An 18,956-nucleotide genomic window follows, 5' to 3' on the forward strand; every position below is an offset into this window, starting at 1 on the left:
CTACTTTATCAATACACTTTTGTATTTAGGAATGTTTTTAAGTGTAATTCCTGTTCCTCTTACTACAGCACGTAATGGATCTTCTGCAATATAAACAGGTAAGTCTGTTTTTTGTGATAAACGTTTATCTAAACCACGTAACATGGATCCACCACCTGCAAGATAAATCCCAGTATTGTATATGTCTGCAGCTAATTCTGGAGGCGTTTGAGATAGAGTTTCCATAACAGCATCTTCAATACGTAGTATAGATTTATCTAATGCTTTGGCAATCTCTCTATAACTAATTTGAACCTGTTTAGGCTTACCAGTTAATAAATCTCTACCTTGTACACTCATGTCCTCTGGTGGAAGGTCTAAATCTTCGGTAGCAGCACCAATTTGTATTTTAATTTTCTCTGCAGTACGCTCTCCAACATATAAGTTGTGTTGTGTACGCATGTAATAAATAATATCGTTAGTAAAAACGTCACCTGCAATTTTTACAGACTTGTCACATACAATACCACCTAATGCTATAACTGCTATTTCAGTGGTACCACCACCTATATCTACAATCATGTTTCCTTTTGGTTGCATGATATCTACACCAATACCAATTGCAGCAGCCATAGGCTCATGGATTAAGTATACTTCTTTACCATTAACACGTTCTGCACTTTCTTTTACCGCTCGCATCTCTACTTCTGTAATCCCAGACGGAATACAAATTACCATACGTAAAGCAGGTGTAAATAATTTCTTTTTTAACGCTGGAATATTTTTGATAAACAGACTTATCATTTGCTCAGAAGCATCAAAATCTGCAATTACACCATCCTTTAACGGTCTAATGGTCTTAATGTTTTCATGGGTTTTACCTTGCATCATATTGGCTTCTTGTCCAACTGCAATTATTTTTCCGCTAATACGGTCGCGAGCAACTATAGAGGGCGCATCGACAACTACTTTGTCGTTATGTATTATTAATGTGTTGGCAGTACCTAAATCTATTGCGATTTCTTCTGTCAGGAAATCAAAAAATCCCATGTGTTATCTGTAATTATAAGGCGTTATTAAAAAGATGTTGTAAAAGTAATAAAAGTATGGTAATATAAGGATTTAATGCTTTATAAATTTTATTATCCTCACATAAATAATAGTTACGTTAAAAATTGAATTTTAGATGTTTTAGTAATTTAGGAAGCTGAGCTATTTAAAATAAAAAAAGCTTCAGATATTACACCGAAGCTTATTGCAAATATTTAGTAAATCCCTTTGAAAAAAGGGATTTGTTTAATGCTTAAAATGACGTGTTCCTGTCATAACCATTGAGATATTGTTATCATTACAATAATCTATACTTAATTGATCTTTAATAGAGCCTCCTGGTTGGATAACACTAGTGATACCTGCATTACCAGCAATCTCTACACAATCTGGAAACGGAAAAAACGCATCACTAGCCATTACACTTCCTTTTAAATCAAATTTAAAGGATTGCGCTTTATGTATAGCTTGGTTTAACGCATCAACACGACTAGTCTGTCCTGTGCCACTAGCACATAATTGTTTGTTTTTAACTAGAACTATGGTGTTAGATTTAGTGTGTTTGCAAATTTTTGAAGCAAAAATTAAATCTTCTAATTCTTGTGTTGAAGGCTTTGTAAGGGTTGCATACGTTAAATCTTCAATAGCATCTGTTTTATTATCTCTGTCTTGTACTAAAACTCCGTTTAAACAAGTTCTAACCGTAGTTTGTGCTAAAGCAGCATCTTTTAAAACTAAAAGTATTCTGTTTTTCTTTCCTTTTAAAATGGTTTCAGCTTCAGCTGAAAACGAAGGAGCTATTACCACCTCACAAAATAAATTATGAATATCTGTAGCACAAGCTGCATCAATTTCAACATTACTAATTAAAATTCCACCAAAAGCAGACACTGGATCACCTGCTAACGCATCTGTATAAGCTTGATGTACTGTATCGCGTTGTGCAAAACCACATGCATTATTATGTTTTAAAATAGCAAAGGTTGGTTTTTCGCCTTTAAATTCAGAAATTAAATTAACAGCAGCATCAACATCCAGAAGGTTGTTGTAGCTTAGGGCTTTACCATGTAATTTGGTAAACATCTCGTCAAAATCTCCAAAGAAAAATCCACGTTGATGCGGATTCTCTCCATAACGTAGTACTTGTCCTTTTGTTTCAGAAATTTTTAATGAAGCTATCTCATGATTGGCATTAAAATAATTGAAGATTGCCGAGTCGTAATGTGATGACACATTAAATGCTTTGGCAGCAAAACGTTTTCTGTCGTCTTCAGATAAGTTTCCTTTTTTGTCTGTAATTAGCTCTAAAAATTCAGCATAATCATCAACAGAAGACACACAAATAACATCTGCATAATTTTTAGCAGCAGCACGAATTAATGAAATACCACCTATGTCAATTTTTTCAATAATATCTTGGTTGGATGCTCCAGAAGCTACTGTTTTTTCAAACGGATATAAATCTACTATAACAACATCTATTTGAGGGATGTCAAAATCTTCCATTTCTTTAATATCTCCTTCATGATTTTGACGGTTTAAAATACCACCAAATACTTTTGGGTGTAATGTTTTGACACGACCACCTAATATTGAAGGGTAAGACGTTACGTCCTCTACAGGAACAACATTTATACCTAAGTTTTTAATAAAAGTTTCTGTGCCACCAGTAGAATAGATTGTAACACCTTGTTTGTTTAGCTCTTTAACAATAGGCTCTAAGCCATCTTTGCTAAATACCGAAATTAATGCAGATTTAATTGTTTTGTTGCTCATTATAGTTGTGTTAATAAGCAAGCAAATTTAAATAAAATGAATTTGTTTTAGTTGAAATTTGACTGTGTCTTTTCAACTAAAACAGGTAGTTATTAACATCTAAAGTAGTTTTGCAACTTTAGCGCAAACAAATTCTAAAAAGCGTTCATCAGCTTCTGTAAATGGATCAGGAGTGTTAGAGTCGATGTCTATTTGTCCTATGTTTTCACCATTTACAAAAATAGGAATGACTATTTCTGCTTTTACAGTAATGCTACAAGCAATATAATTGTCCTGTGCTGCAACATCTGGTACTACAAAATTTTGATTACTTACAGCTACTTGACCACAAATGCCTTTTCCAAATGGGATAATAGTATGATCTGTAGGTTCGCCAACATAGGGTCCCAGTTTTAATTCGTTTTTATCACCGTTTTTAAAATAAAAACCTACCCAGTTGTAATGTTCTATATTAGCTTCAAGTAATTGGCAAATCTGAAGTAATTTGTCGTCTGTGGACGATGCAGTATTAGAAACTATGGTTTCTATTTGAGGTTTTAAAGTTTCAAAAGTCATTTCTGTAAAAATTTTGGTAAAAGTATTTAAAAAGGCGTAATTTCAACCATTAAATAATCATAAAATATTGCTTAATTTTTGAAAGAATTAATTGTAAAATATAAGCCAGTTATTAAGTTTATACTAGTTTTTCTGTTAGTATATGGTGTTTTATCTTTTGCTTATAATTATTATTTAGATGTGTCTAAAGGCGGGACATATTATCCGGATTATGTTACCAATTTAGTCGCCAATCAATCTAAAGAATTACTTAATACTGTTGGATATAATACTAATATAGTTCCACATCCTAATGAACCTTCAATGAAATTGATTGTTAAAGGAAAATATTTAGCGCGTGTTATTGAGGGTTGTAACGGAACTAGTATTATTATTTTATTTATTTCTTTTATTATAGCATTTGCTGGTCGTTTTAAAATTACTTTCTTGTATATTTTATCCGGAAGTGTATTAATATATGCGGTCAATTTAATTAGAATTGTCATTTTATCTATTGGATTATATCATTACCCATGGCGAAAAGAAGAGTTGCATACCGTGATTTTCCCAGGTATTATCTACGGAATGGTATTTTTGTTATGGATGATTTGGGTGAATCGTTTTTCAAAACTGAATCAAAAAAATGAGTAAGTATTATAAATATATATGGATTGCTTTTCTATTTATTTTACTAGCATTAGTAAGGTGGTTTGAAAACGAATTGTTTTATGATCCCTATTTAGTGTTTTTTCAAAACGACTACCTGTATATTGATTCTCCAAGACAAGAAGTGTTTAAATTGGTAGTCTTTACAAGCTTAAGGTTTTTAATAAACACTATACTGTCACTTTTAATTTTATATCTTTTTTTTAAAGACAGAAGTGTGGTCAAGTTTGCAACGTTAATTTATATTATTTCGTTTGTAATTCTAATACTGCTGTATTTGTATTTTGTTTTAGACCCTAAACAAGAAAACTATTATTTGTTCTTTAATATTAGAAGGTTTTTGATACAGCCACTTCTTTTGTTATTATTACTTCCAGCGTTTTATTACCATAGGTTAACAAAACAAAATATTTAGTTTAAACTATTGATAATCAGATTTTAGTGTTTTTTATCGATAATTTTAACATTTTTTTGTTTTTAATCGATATTAACAACCATTTGTCTATTTAATTATTAGCTACTTCTTATTTGAAGTTACATTCGTATTGAAATTCAACCCTTTGCCCAAGGATAGAATTTGGCCCTCAAAATTAAATCTTAACCTATGAAGAAAAATACGCTATTTTTCAATGCGCTTTTTAGTGTCATGTTATGTTTGTCCTTTTCAGCTCACGCTCAAGAATCAGATTTTGATAACGATGGTATTATTGACAGATTAGATGTCGATGATGACAATGATGGAATAAGAGATGCAGTAGAATGTCCTCCTATTAGTGGAGCTGCAATAGCAAAGTCTGATAAAATTTCTTGGGAATTAAATCAATTTAAGGTCTTTACAATTGGTGGTAATACTAACGGTTTAGGTTATCAAGAATCAGGATTTCAAAAAGAGGTGTATGACAGAGGTCAACCTTTAACTGTTCTTAATGGTGCTTTAGATTACACTTTTACACAGACAACACCAGGAACAGCAACAACTACAGTAGGGACTTTTGCAAATGGAACCTTAGATTTTGAACACAATTACCTTTACAGAGCATACCAGATTCATCAATTTAGAACAACTACTGCTGGTGCATTTACTTCAGGAAACGGACCTTCAAATGGTTTATACGTATATCCAGAAGTAGGAAATCAAACGGGTGATTATTACACTGTAAATATCAACTTTACCCAACCAGTAGCATCTTTTAGTTTTGATTTTGTTGATATTTATGATACAAATACAGATCCTGCAGTAATGAATTATGAAGTTTATGCAGATGGTAACTTAGTAGCTTACTTTAGTAACACTTACATTGGTAACGATGCTATTGGAAATATAAATTTATACGATGCAAACGGTACATTAAGAGGTTCTCTGCAAGCAGGTCAAAATATTGAAAGTACAATAGGTTTTGTAACAAGTGACGCTGTTAGTCAAGTTTCAATCAGACATATTGCAGTATCTGGTGGTTTAGCAGCATCTACACATGATCCGCATGGTTTAGATAGTTTAGCGTATAGTTTTTTGTGTGAACTACAATTAGATATAGATGTTGATGATGATGGTATACCAGATAATGTTGAAGCACAGACTACTGCAGGATATTTAGCACCTAGTAATGTTGTAAATACATCTGGAGCAAATATTGGTTTATATACAAATTATGGTAGTGGATTTATACCTGTAAATACAGATGGTACTGATTTGCCAGATTATCTTGATACAGATACAGACAATGATGGTGTTTTAGATATTGAAGAAAACGGACATGCATCAAGTATCGTTAATGGTAGCGATACTGATGGTGATGGTTTAGATAATAATTTTGATGACAACTCTTCTTCTTACGATGTTAATGATGAAGTTACCACAGGTAATATTATAGATTTAGTAAACTCCTTTGGAGACATGGATAATGATGCAACAACAGGTGGTGATGTAGACTATAGGGATAATGCTACAGAAATTACAGCTTCAAGTACTATAGATTTTGATGGTGTTGATGACTACTTAATTGTTGAAAATTTAGAATTAGGAGGTCAACAAGAATTAACTTTAAGTGCTTGGATAAAATTAGATAATGGATTTAGTACCTCTGGAGATGTAGCAGGTCAAAATATGTTTAGAATATGGGTTGATAGTTCTAAAAAAGTTCATGGATATTTTATAGGAAGTTTAAGTAATACCTCTTATCAAATGACATCAAATTATACTTTACCAAATAATGAATGGCACCAAGTAACAATGACCTATTCTGGTTCTGCTGGTACACTTAAATTATATATTGATGGGAAATTGGATACACAAAGATCAGTGCCAATAGGTACTACTTCAATACACCCAACATTTACTAACCCAGATTTTACAATTGGAAGATTTGAAAGGTTTGGAAATAGTTACTTTTTTGGGTCAATTGACGAGGTTAGAGTTTTTAATAAAGCATTAACCGAAGACCAATTGCAAAGAATGGTATATCAAGAGATTGAAGAAAAATCTAATAAAGTCTCAGGGTCTGTTATTAATGACAAAGACATTATAGATATTAATACCAACGTAAAAATTGATTGGAGTAGTTTGATAGGATATTATCCAATGTCTCATGTTATGAATGGTATTGCTTCAGATTATTCATCTTACGGTAGGGATGCTAAATTAAAAAACATTAGAACCATTCAAGATCAAACAGCTCCTTTACCATATCAAACCTCTTCAAACGGTTCTTGGACCTCAGAAAGTACTTGGTTATATGGTGATGTTTGGGATATAGAAAACTTGCCTAATAACAATTGGTCTATTGTAAAAATCAATAATAATGTAACAACAACTAACTCACATACCAATTTAGGATTAATCATTAGTGCAAATAAAAAATTAACTGTAAATGGTAGTAATGCTATTGTTAATACCTGGTATTTAGAATTAGACGGTACTTTAGATTTACAAAACGAATCTCAATTAATACAAACTGAACATAGTGAACTAGAAGTTACTAGTGCTGGTAAAATTTTAAGACGCCAAGAAGGCTTAAATAATGTGTATAGATATAATTATTGGTCTTCTCCTGTTGGTGGTCAAAGTATAACATCAAATAACACTAGTTTTTCGTTAAATATGTTAAAAGAAGCTAATGGAAACATTCAGTTTACAAATGCTTATACACCACCTGCAACAACACCAGCGACAATTAGTACTTATTGGTTATATACTTTTAAAAATGGTGTGACCTACTATGATTGGGCATCAATCGATCAAAATTCTAGTATAGAACCAGGTGTTGGTTATACGCAAAAAGGAACTGGTGTTGGAACAACAGACTTTCAATATATTTTTGAAGGAAAACCTAATAACGGAGAGATTTTAATAAATGTCAATGATGCTGGAGGTACAGGCTCTGTTGGTGGTGTGTCTAAAACCGAATACTTAGTGGGTAATCCTTATCCTTCTGCTTTAGATATAAATGAGTTTATTTTAGATAATTCCACTGTAATAAACGGAGCAGTTTATTTATGGGAGCAATGGGCAGGAGATAGTCATGTTTTAAACCAATACCAGGGTGGTTATGCTACATTAAATTTAGCTGGTGGTGTTAGGGCTTATCAATTTTCAGGATTAAATGGTGCAAATAATGGGTCGCAAGATGGTGTAAAAACCCCAGAAAGATATATTCCAGTTGGTCAAGGTTTTATGACAGAAATCGTTGGAAATGGTACATTAAAATTTGAAAATGATCAAAGGGCTTTTAGGACCGAAGCTTCTGGTACATCTGTTTTTATGAGAACAAATGGTGTGTCAAATGAATCTCCTAATGCTAATAACCATTTAGAAAAAATAAGATTAGAATTTTCTACATCTAATAACTTAAATAGAGAATTGTTGCTAGTGTTTAGTAATAATACATCAGATGAAGAATTTGATTATGGTTATGATGCTAAAGTTACAGAGGAGTTTGCAAACGATTTTTTATCAACTTTAAATAATGATAAATATGCAATCCAAGCGTTTGGTCCAATTCAATCTGATAAACAATTAGATTTAGTTTTAAAAAGTGATGGTACTCAAACTTTTACTGTTAAATTAACAGAAGTTGAAAATATAGATGCTAACCAAGGTGTTTATTTATATGATAGCGTAATTGGTGTGTATCATGATTTAAGATCAGGTGCGTATAATTTTAGTGCGCCTGCAGGCGAAGATTTTAATAGATTTAAAATAGTTTTTGAGCCTAATGAAACATTATCTAATCAAGAGTTTGAAACTGTAAATGATATTTCAATTTTTATAAACAACTTTAAAAAACAATTGTTTGTAAAAGGATTAAATCAAGACATAAAAACTATTAATTTGATAAATGTATTAGGTCAAAATGTTATGCAATTATCTAATATAGATGCTTATCAAGCAAGCTCCGGAATTAGTCTTAATACTTTAAGTACGGGCGTTTATATAGTGGATGTAACTTTAAAAGATGGGAGAGTACTCTCTAAAAAAGTTACTGTTAATTAAGTTGGTTAATTAAAAAAAAAGCCTCAACATTTGTTGAGGCTTTTTATTATATATCAGTTATAATATTACATCATTCCTGGCATACCTCCACCCATTGGCATTCCGCCTCCAGCTGGTGCTTCTTCTTTAATATCTATTAGTGCACACTCTGTAGTTAATATCATTCCTGCAACAGATGCAGCATTTTCTAATGCAATTCTTGTTACTTTTTTAGGATCTATAATACCAGCTTTTAGCATGTCTACATAGGTTTCAGATTTAGCATCGTAACCAAAGTCTTTTTTACCTTCGCTAACTTTGTTTACTACAACACTACCTTCTCCACCTGCGTTTTCAACAATAGTTCGTAAAGGTGCTTCTATAGCTCGTGCAACAATTTGAATACCTGTTGTTTCGTCTAAATTTTCTGTGGTAATTTTTTCTAAAACAGATTTAGCTCTCACTAATGCAACTCCACCACCTGCAACAATACCTTCTTCTACTGCAGCACGTGTAGCATGTAATGCGTCATCAACACGGTCTTTCTTTTCTTTCATTTCTACTTCACTAGCAGCACCTACATACAATACAGCAACTCCACCTGCTAATTTAGCAAGACGTTCTTGTAATTTTTCTTTATCGTAGTCGCTTGTTGTAGATTCTATTTGAGCTTTAATTTGATTCACTCTATTTTTAATCAACACTTTGTCTCCAGCACCATTTACAACAGTTGTATTGTCTTTGTCAATAGTGATGCGTTCTGCTGTACCAAGCATATCTAACGTAGTGTTTTCTAGAGTAAATCCTCTTTCTTCAGAAATCACTGTACCACCAGTTAAAATAGCGATGTCTTCTAACATAGCCTTTCTACGATCTCCAAATCCTGGTGCTTTAACAGCAGCAATTTTAAGAGAACCACGTAGTTTATTAACAACTAATGTTGCTAAAGCTTCACCATCTACATCTTCTGCTATAATTAATAATGGTTTTCCTGATTGTGCAACTGGTTCTAAAACTGGTAGTAAATCCTTCATTGTTGATACTTTTTTATCATACAATAACACATAAGGATTTTCTAAATCAGTAATCATTTTATCACTGTTAGTCACAAAATATGGCGATAAATATCCTCTGTCAAATTGCATACCTTCAACTATATCTACATAGGTTTCAGTTCCTTTTGCTTCTTCAACAGTTATAACACCTTCTTTACCAACTTTTCCAAACGCTTTAGCAATTAAATCTCCAATAACATCATCGTTATTTGCAGAAATAGAAGCTACTTGTTTTATTTTTTCAGAAGAATCTCCAACCTCTTTAGATTGTTTTCCTAAGTCAGCAACAATAGCTTCTACTGCTTTATCTATACCGCGTTTTAAATCCATTGGATTAGCACCAGCAGCAACGTTTTTTAATCCTTCTTTTACAATTGCTTGTGCTAATACGGTAGCTGTAGTTGTACCATCACCTGCTAAATCGTTAGTTTTTGATGCTACTTCTTTTACCATTTGTGCACCCATGTTTTCGTGTGCATCTTCTAATTCAATTTCTTTTGCAACGCTTACACCATCTTTAGTTACAATTGGTGCACCAAAAGAACGACTAATAATAACGTTTCTTCCTTTTGGTCCTAAGGTTACTTTTACTGCATTTGCTAAAGCGTCAACACCACGTTTTAATCCGTCACGTGCATCTATATCAAATTTTATATCTTTTGCCATAATGAAAATTTTTATTAAAATTTTAAATTTCAATATTCAAATCCTAAATTCCAATAAGGAATTAAGAGGCTTCAATTGAAAGTTTTGGAATTTGTTTTATTTATTTATTAGAATTTGGCAATTAAATTATTGCCATTATATCTTCTTCACGCATCATTAAATACTCTTTACCATCTAATTTAATTTCAGATCCTGAGTATTTTCCGTAAAGAACAGTGTCACCAACTTTTACAGTTAACGGTTCGTCTTTTTTCCCGTTACCTACTGCTACTATGGTTCCTTTGTGTTGTTTTTCTTGTGCTGTATCTGGGATATATAAACCAGAAGCTGTTTGTGTTTCGGCAGGTAGTGGCTCTACTAGCACACGGTCTGCAAGTGGTTTAATGTTTAATTTACTCATTGTATAAATGTTTTAATTAATTAGAATATTTGTGATTGTTACTAAGCCAAAAATGTGCCAATACAAAACAACTGACAAACTTGCAGAAACAAAAAATGCCAACTGTATCAGTTGGCATTAATGTGTTTTATATAAAAATATACTAGTTAGCTGAATCTATAACTTTAGTACCTTCGTCTACTGCAGGAGTAGTTGCTGGAACAGGAGTTTCGATATCATCTAACTGAATTTTAGATTCTGTAGTAACACCTTTTTTATTAATTCCTAAACTTGAAGCTAAAATTAACGCTAATAAGATAGTTGCTAATGTCCAAGTACTTTTATCTAAAAAGTCTGTTGTTTTTTTAACACCACCTAATTGTTGTGTTCCACCTCCTCCAAAAGAAGATGATAATCCTCCACCTTTTGGGTTTTGAACCATGATTACGACTACTAGTAAAAATGCTACTATTACGATTAGGACTAAAAAGATTGCAAATGTGCTCATTATAATATTGTATTTATTCTTGTAATTTTTCTATTGCTTTAATTTGGTCTGCAAAGAAACCACTTTTTTCTGGATATTTCAAACTTAAAATTTTATAAGATTGAATGGCTTTTTTATAGTTTTTTTGCTCCACATAAATTCGGGCTAATGTTTCTGTCATCAACGCTTCTGGTTGAATCATTTGAGCATTAGCTATGTTGTGTGTTGAGGTAGTTGATTTTTTAGCTTCAAGCTTTGGATTGCTGGATATAAACTGATCTATTAACTCAAACTTTTTAGAACGGTCTAAAGTTGCTTTTTTAGTTTCCTCTTCTGTTTTTTCTGAAACATGATTAGGCGTTTCTCTTTGTATGGGCTTAAATCTTGTCAAGCTTAACCACTCGTTAAAACTATGGGTTTCTGATTTGTCAAATTGTAAAGGTTTGCCTAAATTTAAAATAGATTTAGCGTCTTTAGTGTTGGTGTTAGTCGAGTCTGATTGTACATCTTCAATAGCTTCATTTGTATCTAAATTGAAGCTTGCTATTTGTTGTTTTTCTATTTTAGGTTGAAACAATTCTGGATTTATAGTTTCTCTGGTAGCTTCAATCTGTTGTTTTAAAGCATCGTCAATTCTAACACTTTTATTAACTGAAATATCTTCTACAACAACATCTAAATCGTTAATATAAGCAGTGTTTTGTTTGATATATTCAGATATTTCGTTTTGATTAAACGTATCTGAAGTAATAAAATCAAACAAAATACTTCTATCTGTAGTGTAAGCAGCAGTTGTTTTTAATGCTTGGTTGTATTTAAAACTGTCTTTATTTTTTAAACCTTTAAGGTGTATGGCTCTAGCAGATTGAAAATAAGGAAACTCCACCAAAATATCATCCAATGCATTAGTTTGAGTATCACCAATTAAATGTGGATTTTGAAGTAAAGTTGTAAATTCTGTACTATTCATACATTTCTTATTATTTAATTGGTTTTTACCAATTAGCTAAAGAGGCATTAAAAATATCTTGTGTTAAGCGTTCAAAAATTTCTTCAAAAGCGGTTGTTTTGGTCGAGCCTGATAATAACTCGCTACCAGCATAATCATAAAAAAATGAGAATGATCTTTCAAAGTCGTTTTCATCATCTTTTTTATTATAAAATCTTACGTTAACACTTATGGTTAGTCTGTTTTGTGCAGCAGTACTGTTTGCAGTTGCTGTGGTTGGAGAAATACGATATTCTGTAATTTCTCCCTCGTAAACCAAGTCGCCATTAGAAGTCACTAAACTTAAATTAGTTTGATTTTGTATTAAATCTTCTAAAGCTATTTTAAAATCTCGTTCTAGTCCAGGTTCTACTAAAGCTGCATTATTCTGAAAATAATTAACTTGAAACGTATCGACATTACCAAGGTCTTGAACACCTGTAAATGAGTAAGCTCCACATCCTAATACTGTTGAAGCGATAATGATTAGTAAACTGTATTTTAAATATTTCATTGATGTTTTTTAACTTGATAACGACAATTTACAAATCAAATTGCTTAATTTTTCTATACAATGTACGTTCGCTAATCCCTAATTCTTCAGCAGCTAGTTTACGTTTACCGTTATGACGCTCTAAAGATTTTTTGATTAATTCTAATTCTTTATCATGTAAAGACAAGGTTTCTTCTTCTTCAATCTCTTCTGCAAAATGGTATTTGTCCTTTGTGTTTTCAACGTCTGGTTGAGAGGTGTTAGAAGCATTATCAGAAATGGATAATATTTCTAAATCTTGGATTTGTTCATCAAACTCTGCCTTATCTTCATCTTCGCCATAAATTTTCTGTATCAAAGTTTCGTTATTTTTCTGAACATCTTTGGCATTGCCAGCTTTCATTAGTTCCATGGTTAGCTTCTTTAAATCATTTAAATCAGCTTTCATATCAAACAGCACTTTGTACAATATTTCACGTTCGCTACTAAAATCGCTTTCGGATTTAGTGGTTTTAATAACAGCGGGAAGATTAGAGCTTCCTGAGGGTAAATAACTATTTAATGTGGCAGCGCTTATAGTTCTATTTTGCTCTAAAACCGAAATCTGTTCTGCGACATTACGTAATTGTCTAATGTTTCCGCTCCAGCGGTATTTTAGTAATAACTGGATAGCATCATCAGTTAATTTAATAGTTGGCATTTTATATTTTAATGCAAAGTCACTAGCAAATTTTCTGAATAGAATATGAATGTCTTCTTGGCGTTCTCGTAAAGGTGGAAGGTTAATATCTACAGTGCTTAAACGGTAATATAAATCTTCTCTAAATTTTTCTTTTTTAATAGCTTCAAACATGTTAACGTTTGTAGCAGCTACTATACGTACGTTGGTTTTTTGTACTTTACTTGACCCTACTTTAATAAACTCGCCATTTTCTAAAACACGTAATAAGCGGACTTGAGTTGTTAACGGTAGTTCTCCCACTTCATCTAAAAAAATAGTCCCACCATCTGCTACTTCAAAATATCCACTTCGGGTTGCTGTAGCACCTGTAAAAGCACCTTTTTCGTGTCCAAAAAGCTCACTGTCTATGGTGCCTTCTGGAATTGCTCCACAGTTAACTGCAATGTATTTTCCGTGTTTACGATGTGATAATTGGTGAATTATTTTAGGAATACTCTCCTTACCAACACCACTTTCTCCTGTTACCAACACAGATATATCTGTAGGAGCTACTTGGATTGCTTTTTCTATAGCACGATTTAAACTTGGGCTATTTCCAATTATTCCAAAGCGTTGTTTTATGGATTGAACCGATTCCATTTTAAAATTTAATTGTTTTTAGTTGACGTAATTAAAAGTTTCTTCTTGTACTAAATCTACTCCGTCTAAAGAGAAAGTGCCATTTCTACTTACTATTCTATTATCGGCATCGTAAGTCATCATAAAAGTAACCGTACTTCCGTCTGCAGACACAGAACTCCAATTGTTGGTGCTGTGAAACTGTACAATTGCTGGACCAGCTTCAGAATCGTAATCATCATCTAATATGGTTAACCAATATTGGTCACTAAATCCATCTTTTAGTGGGTTTGTTAATCCATCAAAACCATAGGTTGTATTATTGTTATTTTGACCAGAGGATACTACAGTTACACAATTTCCATTAGCATCATAAGTTAAATTCTCTACTTGGATACTTGCACCAGCTTCAAAAGATTCTTTTTTAATTAATCGCCCTGAAGCATCAGTAGTATACACTGTAGATATTGGGTTGCCTGCTTCTGTTTTTGTAATAGTATTTCCTGAGCTGGTAAAGTCATAAACATAATCTTCAGCATCATCTTCAAAATCGTCATAAACAATTTGAGAAATTGTATTTCCTGAAGAGTAGAATACGTCTGTTTGGTTTATTTGCGTTGTGCCTTCAAAGTTTTTGGCACCAATAATTTTACCATTACCATCTCTTGTAATAGTACCAGTTGCCATAATAGGAATTCCAAAAGCAATAGTCTCTACATCTAATGATGATACTTTGTTATTAGCATTAAATATAAAATCTGTGTTGATGGTTATTGGTCCTAAAAAAGGGATTTCGGTATCCACATCAAAGGTGTAATTGTCTAGTTGTAATGGGTTTGTTCCATCACCACCTGGATTTCCATCACCTGGATTAGTTATTCCATCTGTTCCGGGAAAAAAACCTTCTAGAGGTTCGTTTTCGCAAGCAGTAAATACACTTAATGATAATACTGCAATTAATAATTTTTTCATGATACTATATTTAATTCGTTATGTCTAAAATTAGTTGTTGTTTGATAGTCCAATTGCTTCACCAATTAGTGTAGCTTTAGTACAATCTGTTACATTAACATTTACAAAATCACCAACTTTATAGTCTGCTTTTGGAAACACGCAAACAATGTTATGTTGTGTGCGTCCTGACCATTGTTGGTTAGATTTTTTAGATTCTTTTTCTATTAATACTTCAACAGTTGTATTTAAAAACTGACGTGTTCTGTACTCGCTATGTTTAAGCTGAAGCGCAATAATCTCGCTTAAGCGTCTGCTTTTAGTTGCTTCTGGAATATCGTCTTCAAATTTACGTTCAGCTAAAGTCCCTGGACGTTCAGAATACGTAAACATGTAACCAAAATTATACTTTACATATTCCATTAAACTTAATGTGTCTTGATGGTCTTGTTCAGTTTCGGTTGGAAAACCAGCAATCATATCCTGGCTAATAGCACAACCAGGAATTATTTTTTTAATGTTATCTATTAAGGTAAAATATTCTTCTCTAGTATGTAGGCGATTCATCGCTTTTAAAATTCGGTTACTACCGCTTTGTACAGGTAAATGTATATGATTACAAATATTATCATATTTAGCCATAGTTTCTATCACTTCCAGATGCATGTCCTGTGGGTTAGACGTGCTAAAGCGAATACGCATTTTAGGTTGTGCTTTAGCACATAACTCTAAAAGTTTAGCAAAATCTGTAGCAGTTGCTTTTTCAAAATCTGATGCTTTTTCAAAATCTTTTTTTAATCCTCCACCATACCACAGGTAACTATCTACGTTTTGACCCAAAAGCGTAATTTCTTTGTAGCCTTTAGCCCATAAGTCATTAATTTCTTCAATAATACTTTGTGGATCACGACTACGCTCGCGTCCTCTAGTAAACGGAACCACGCAAAACGTACACATATTATCACATCCTCTAGTAATAGATACAAATGCTGTTACTCCGTTACTATTTAGTCGTACAGGAGAGATGTCTCCATAGGTTTCTTCTTTGGATAAAATGACGTTTATAGCATCTCGACCTTCATCAACTTCAGCAATTAAATTAGGTAAGTCTTTATAAGCATCTGGTCCAACCACTAGGTCTACAATTTTTTCTTCTTCAAGAAACTTGCTTTTTAAGCGTTCTGCCATACACCCTAAAACACCTACTTTCATTTTAGGATTAATTCGTTTTACAGCATTGTATTTTTCTAAACGCTTTCTAACGGTTTGTTCTGCTTTATCACGTATTGAGCAAGTATTAACCAATACTAAATCGGCTTCCTCAAGATGTTGAGTGGTATTAAAACCTTCGTTTTGAAGAATGGATGCAACAATTTCGCTATCACTAAAATTCATAGAGCACCCATAACTTTCAATAAAAAGTTTTTTAGTGTTTTCCTTTTTTTGAGGAATTACTAATGTTTCCCCTTGTTTAGTTTCGTCTATTGTCTTTTCCATAAATATATCGAAATCGCTCGCATTCAATAAGCACGCAAAGATAGGATTATTTTAAAATTATGACAATCTGACAGACTTAAAATTTTAGCTAAAACTTATAAAATTAGGAAGATAAATTTTTTTTGATATACCTTTGCACTCACAAAAACCGAAGAATGGCGAAGAATTTAGTAATAGTTGAGTCACCTGCAAAAGCAAAAACAATTGAAAAATTTTTAGGAAAAGACTTTAAAGTCGAGTCCAGTTTTGGTCATATTGCAGACTTACCCTCTAAGGAATTAGGTGTAGATGTAGATGGCGATTTTGATCCAAAATATGAAGTGTCTTCAGATAAAAAAGCACTAGTTAAAAAATTAAAAGACCTTGCAAAAAAAGCCGAAATGGTTTGGTTAGCAAGTGATGAAGATAGAGAGGGAGAAGCAATTGCTTGGCATTTAGCAGAGTCGTTAAAACTAGATAAAGATAAGACTAAACGTATTGTTTTTCATGAAATTACTAAATCTGCAATCCAAAAGGCAATAGAAAACCCAAGACAAATAGATTACGATTTAGTAGACGCACAACAAGCAAGACGTGTGTTAGATAGAATTGTAGGTTATGAGCTATCACCAGTATTATGGCGTAAGGTTAAAGGTGGTTTGTCTGCAGGACGTGTACAATCGGTTTCTGTTAGATTAATTGTAGAGCGTGAACGCGAAATACAAGATTTTAAACCAGAAGCCTCTTATAGGATAGATGCAGAGTTTTCTAATGAAGCTGGACAGACGTTTAAGGCAAAACTTCCTAAAACATTTTCTACTAAAAAAGAAGCACAAGACTTTTTAGAAAGTAATGCCAATGCTACGTTTAAAGTTGCAGACTTAACTAAAAAGCCAGCAAAAAAATCTCCAGCTGCTCCATTTACAACATCAACGCTTCAACAAGAAGCTTCACGTAAATTATACTTTTCGGTAAGTAAAACCATGACTATGGCTCAACGATTATATGAGGCAGGATTGATTACTTATATGAGAACAGATAGTGTTAACTTATCTGACGAAGCAAGAAAAGGAGCCGAAAAAGAAATAGTTGCTGCATATGGTAAAGAATATGCAAAAGAGCGAAATTTTAAAGGAAAATCTAAAGGAGCACAAGAAGCACACGAAGCTATTAGACCTACAGATTTTACAAGACACACTGTAGATATAGATTACGACCAAGCACGATTATATGATTTAATATGGAAGCGCGCCATAGCCTCTCAAATGAGTGAAGCACAATTAGAGCGTACCAATGTTAAAATTGAAGCTAATACACATAATGAAACCTTTACATCTAATGGAGAGGTCATTAAGTTTGATGGATTTTTAAAAGTTTACTTAGAAGGTACAGATGACGAAGATTTAGAGCAAGAAGGCATGCTTCCTGCAATGAAAACTAACGAAACGTTATTAAATAAGTACATTACTGCTACAGAACGATACAGTCGTGCACCATATAGATATACTGAAGCTTCATTAGTTAAAAAGTTAGAAGAACTTGGTATTGGTAGACCATCTACTTATGCACCTACTATTTCAACTATTCAAAATAGAAATTATGTTGAAAAAGGAACCATTGAAGGTGTAGAAAGAAACTATACACAGTTAGTTCTTGAAGAAGGTAATATAAAAGATAATACCCTTACAGAAAAAGTAGGTTCTGATAAAGGTAAGTTAGTACCAACAGATATTGGGATGATTGTTACAGACTTTTTAGTCAATCATTTTGAAAGCATATTAGATTACAACTTTACAGCAAAAGTAGAAAACCAATTTGACGATATTGCAGAAGGTAAAGAGGACTGGAAAAAGATGATGAAATCCTTCTACAAGAAGTTTCACCCAGTAGTAGAAGATGTAAAAGAAAATGCAGATCGCGAATCTGGAGAACGAATATTAGGTAAAGACCCAAAAACAGGAAAGCAAGTAAGTGTGCGTTTAGGTAAATTTGGACCTATGGTGCAAATGGGGACAGTTGACGATGAAGAAAAACCAACCTTTGCTAGTTTAGGACCAGATCAACAATTAGGTAGTATTACTTATGAAGAGGCAATGGACCTATTTAAACTACCACGTACTTTGGGTAAATATGAAGACGAAGTTGTAGAAGTTAATAACGGACGATTTGGACCTTATGTTAAATATGGTAAAAAGTTTGTCTCATTAGCACCTGGACAAGATCCTTTAAATATAGAAATTGAAGATGCAATTGAGTTAATTAAAGAAAAAGAAATTGCAGATGCGCCAATATATAACTATAAAGGACATGGTGTTACTAAAGGTAAAGGTCGTTTTGGACCATTTATAAAGTGGAATGACCTATTTATTAATGTCAATAAAAAATACGATTGGGATAATTTATCAGATGCTGATATTGAAGAGTTAATAGATGCTAAAATCCAAAAAGAAATAGATAAAGTTGTCCATAACTGGGAAGATGAAGGTATTCGTGTAGAAAAAGCACGTTGGGGAAGACATAATATCTTAAAAGGAAAAATTAAGATAGAATTACCCAAAACGGTAGATGCTGCAGCGTTAACCTTAGAAGAAGTTAAGGATATTATAGAAAAAAAGGCACCTAAAAAGAAAGCGCCTGCAAAAAAGAAAAAAGCAACCAAGAAAAAAACGACAGCTAAAAAGAAATAGA

Annotated in this window: 15 protein-coding genes; 4 read left to right on the forward strand and 11 right to left on the reverse strand. The window is 32.6% G+C overall.

Features of this window, described 5'->3' with window-relative positions; all coding sequences use genetic code 11:
- The 3 genes from LY08_RS07505 to LY08_RS07515 all read right to left on the reverse strand — a co-directional run bounded on the left by LY08_RS07505 (window position 1) and on the right by LY08_RS07515 (window position 3,360).
- A complete protein-coding gene (locus LY08_RS07505) occupies window positions 1-1,029 on the reverse strand; it encodes a rod shape-determining protein (protein ID WP_028283484.1) in 1,029 nt (342 codons plus the stop codon).
- Between the two features lie 246 nt (window positions 1,030-1,275).
- The gene (gene purH / locus LY08_RS07510) at window positions 1,276-2,805 is read right to left on the reverse strand and encodes a bifunctional phosphoribosylaminoimidazolecarboxamide formyltransferase/IMP cyclohydrolase (protein ID WP_111659832.1); all 1,530 of its coding nucleotides are present in this window, start codon (window positions 2,803-2,805) and stop codon (window positions 1,276-1,278) included.
- A 99-nt stretch (window positions 2,806-2,904) separates the two neighbouring features.
- The gene (locus LY08_RS07515; protein WP_111659833.1) at window positions 2,905-3,360 is read right to left on the reverse strand and encodes a GAF domain-containing protein; all 456 of its coding nucleotides are present in this window, start codon (window positions 3,358-3,360) and stop codon (window positions 2,905-2,907) included.
- Between the two features lie 78 nt (window positions 3,361-3,438).
- Between LY08_RS07515 and xrtF the strand changes: the two genes are divergently transcribed.
- The 3 genes from xrtF to LY08_RS07530 all read left to right on the forward strand — a co-directional run bounded on the left by xrtF (window position 3,439) and on the right by LY08_RS07530 (window position 8,494).
- A complete protein-coding gene (xrtF, locus tag LY08_RS07520) occupies window positions 3,439-3,990 on the forward strand; it encodes an exosortase family protein XrtF (protein ID WP_111659834.1) in 552 nt (183 codons plus the stop codon).
- Window positions 3,983-4,420, forward strand: coding sequence for an exosortase F system-associated membrane protein (locus LY08_RS07525; protein WP_111659835.1), 438 nt, complete (start codon window positions 3,983-3,985; stop codon window positions 4,418-4,420). The genes xrtF and LY08_RS07525 overlap by 8 nt, the downstream gene beginning before the upstream one ends.
- 189 nt (window positions 4,421-4,609) lie before the next feature.
- Window positions 4,610-8,494 carry a LamG-like jellyroll fold domain-containing protein gene (locus tag LY08_RS07530; protein WP_111659836.1) on the forward strand — a complete coding sequence of 1,295 codons (3,885 nt, stop codon included), beginning with the start codon at window positions 4,610-4,612 and terminating at the stop codon, window positions 8,492-8,494.
- 65 nt (window positions 8,495-8,559) lie between these two features.
- On the opposite strand, the gene groL is transcribed toward LY08_RS07530, so the two are convergent.
- The 8 genes from groL to miaB all read right to left on the reverse strand — a co-directional run bounded on the left by groL (window position 8,560) and on the right by miaB (window position 16,289).
- Entirely contained in the window at window positions 8,560-10,194 is a 1,635-nt protein-coding gene (gene groL / locus LY08_RS07535; RefSeq protein ID WP_111659837.1) for a chaperonin GroEL, read from the reverse strand.
- A 121-nt stretch (window positions 10,195-10,315) separates the two neighbouring features.
- The gene (locus LY08_RS07540; protein WP_111659838.1) at window positions 10,316-10,594 is read right to left on the reverse strand and encodes a co-chaperone GroES; all 279 of its coding nucleotides are present in this window, start codon (window positions 10,592-10,594) and stop codon (window positions 10,316-10,318) included.
- A gap of 142 nt (window positions 10,595-10,736) precedes the next feature.
- On the reverse strand, window positions 10,737-11,081 hold the full coding sequence (gene secG, locus LY08_RS07545) for a preprotein translocase subunit SecG (RefSeq protein WP_111659839.1): 345 nt from the start codon (window positions 11,079-11,081) through the stop codon (window positions 10,737-10,739).
- Window positions 11,082-11,094: 13 nt separating this feature from the next.
- A complete protein-coding gene (locus LY08_RS07550) occupies window positions 11,095-12,030 on the reverse strand; it encodes a hypothetical protein (protein WP_111659840.1) in 936 nt (311 codons plus the stop codon).
- Between the two features lie 25 nt (window positions 12,031-12,055).
- Window positions 12,056-12,562 (reverse strand): LptE family protein, encoded by a 507-nt coding sequence (locus tag LY08_RS07555; RefSeq protein ID WP_111659841.1) that lies wholly within the window; start codon window positions 12,560-12,562, stop codon window positions 12,056-12,058.
- A 28-nt stretch (window positions 12,563-12,590) separates the two neighbouring features.
- Window positions 12,591-13,862, reverse strand: a complete 1,272-nt coding sequence (locus LY08_RS07560; protein WP_111659842.1) for a sigma-54 interaction domain-containing protein — start codon at window positions 13,860-13,862, stop codon at window positions 12,591-12,593.
- 18 nt (window positions 13,863-13,880) lie between these two features.
- Window positions 13,881-14,813, reverse strand: a complete 933-nt coding sequence (locus LY08_RS07565) for a hypothetical protein (RefSeq protein ID WP_111659843.1) — start codon at window positions 14,811-14,813, stop codon at window positions 13,881-13,883.
- A gap of 30 nt (window positions 14,814-14,843) precedes the next feature.
- A complete protein-coding gene (gene miaB, locus LY08_RS07570) occupies window positions 14,844-16,289 on the reverse strand; it encodes a tRNA (N6-isopentenyl adenosine(37)-C2)-methylthiotransferase MiaB (RefSeq protein ID WP_111659844.1) in 1,446 nt (481 codons plus the stop codon).
- Between the two features lie 155 nt (window positions 16,290-16,444).
- Between miaB and topA the strand changes: the two genes are divergently transcribed.
- Complete coding sequence (gene topA, locus LY08_RS07575) at window positions 16,445-18,955, forward strand: type I DNA topoisomerase (protein WP_111659845.1); 2,511 nt, start codon at window positions 16,445-16,447, stop codon at window positions 18,953-18,955.
- Window position 18,956: the final 1 nt, after the last annotated feature.

The sequence above is a fragment of the Olleya aquimaris genome, assembly GCF_003259525.1.
Lineage (GTDB): Bacteria > Bacteroidota > Bacteroidia > Flavobacteriales > Flavobacteriaceae > Olleya > Olleya aquimaris.

What these genes read in the sequence shown, in the direction of transcription:
- LY08_RS07505 (WP_028283484.1), bottom strand. Translation starts at nt 1,029, where the DNA reads ATGGGATTTTTTGATTTCCTGACAGAAGAAATCGCAATAGATTTAGGT.
- purH (WP_111659832.1), bottom strand. Translation starts at nt 2,805, where the DNA reads ATGAGCAACAAAACAATTAAATCTGCATTAATTTCGGTATTTAGCAAA.
- LY08_RS07515 (WP_111659833.1), bottom strand. Translation starts at nt 3,360, where the DNA reads ATGACTTTTGAAACTTTAAAACCTCAAATAGAAACCATAGTTTCTAAT.
- LY08_RS07525 (WP_111659835.1), top strand. Translation starts at nt 3,983, where the DNA reads ATGAGTAAGTATTATAAATATATATGGATTGCTTTTCTATTTATTTTA.
- LY08_RS07530 (WP_111659836.1), top strand. Translation starts at nt 4,610, where the DNA reads ATGAAGAAAAATACGCTATTTTTCAATGCGCTTTTTAGTGTCATGTTA.
- groL (WP_111659837.1), bottom strand. Translation starts at nt 10,194, where the DNA reads ATGGCAAAAGATATAAAATTTGATATAGATGCACGTGACGGATTAAAA.
- LY08_RS07540 (WP_111659838.1), bottom strand. Translation starts at nt 10,594, where the DNA reads ATGAGTAAATTAAACATTAAACCACTTGCAGACCGTGTGCTAGTAGAG.
- secG (WP_111659839.1), bottom strand. Translation starts at nt 11,081, where the DNA reads ATGAGCACATTTGCAATCTTTTTAGTCCTAATCGTAATAGTAGCATTT.
- LY08_RS07550 (WP_111659840.1), bottom strand. Translation starts at nt 12,030, where the DNA reads ATGAATAGTACAGAATTTACAACTTTACTTCAAAATCCACATTTAATT.
- LY08_RS07555 (WP_111659841.1), bottom strand. Translation starts at nt 12,562, where the DNA reads ATGAAATATTTAAAATACAGTTTACTAATCATTATCGCTTCAACAGTA.
- LY08_RS07560 (WP_111659842.1), bottom strand. Translation starts at nt 13,862, where the DNA reads ATGGAATCGGTTCAATCCATAAAACAACGCTTTGGAATAATTGGAAAT.
- LY08_RS07565 (WP_111659843.1), bottom strand. Translation starts at nt 14,813, where the DNA reads ATGAAAAAATTATTAATTGCAGTATTATCATTAAGTGTATTTACTGCT.
- miaB (WP_111659844.1), bottom strand. Translation starts at nt 16,289, where the DNA reads ATGGAAAAGACAATAGACGAAACTAAACAAGGGGAAACATTAGTAATT.
- topA (WP_111659845.1), top strand. Translation starts at nt 16,445, where the DNA reads ATGGCGAAGAATTTAGTAATAGTTGAGTCACCTGCAAAAGCAAAAACA.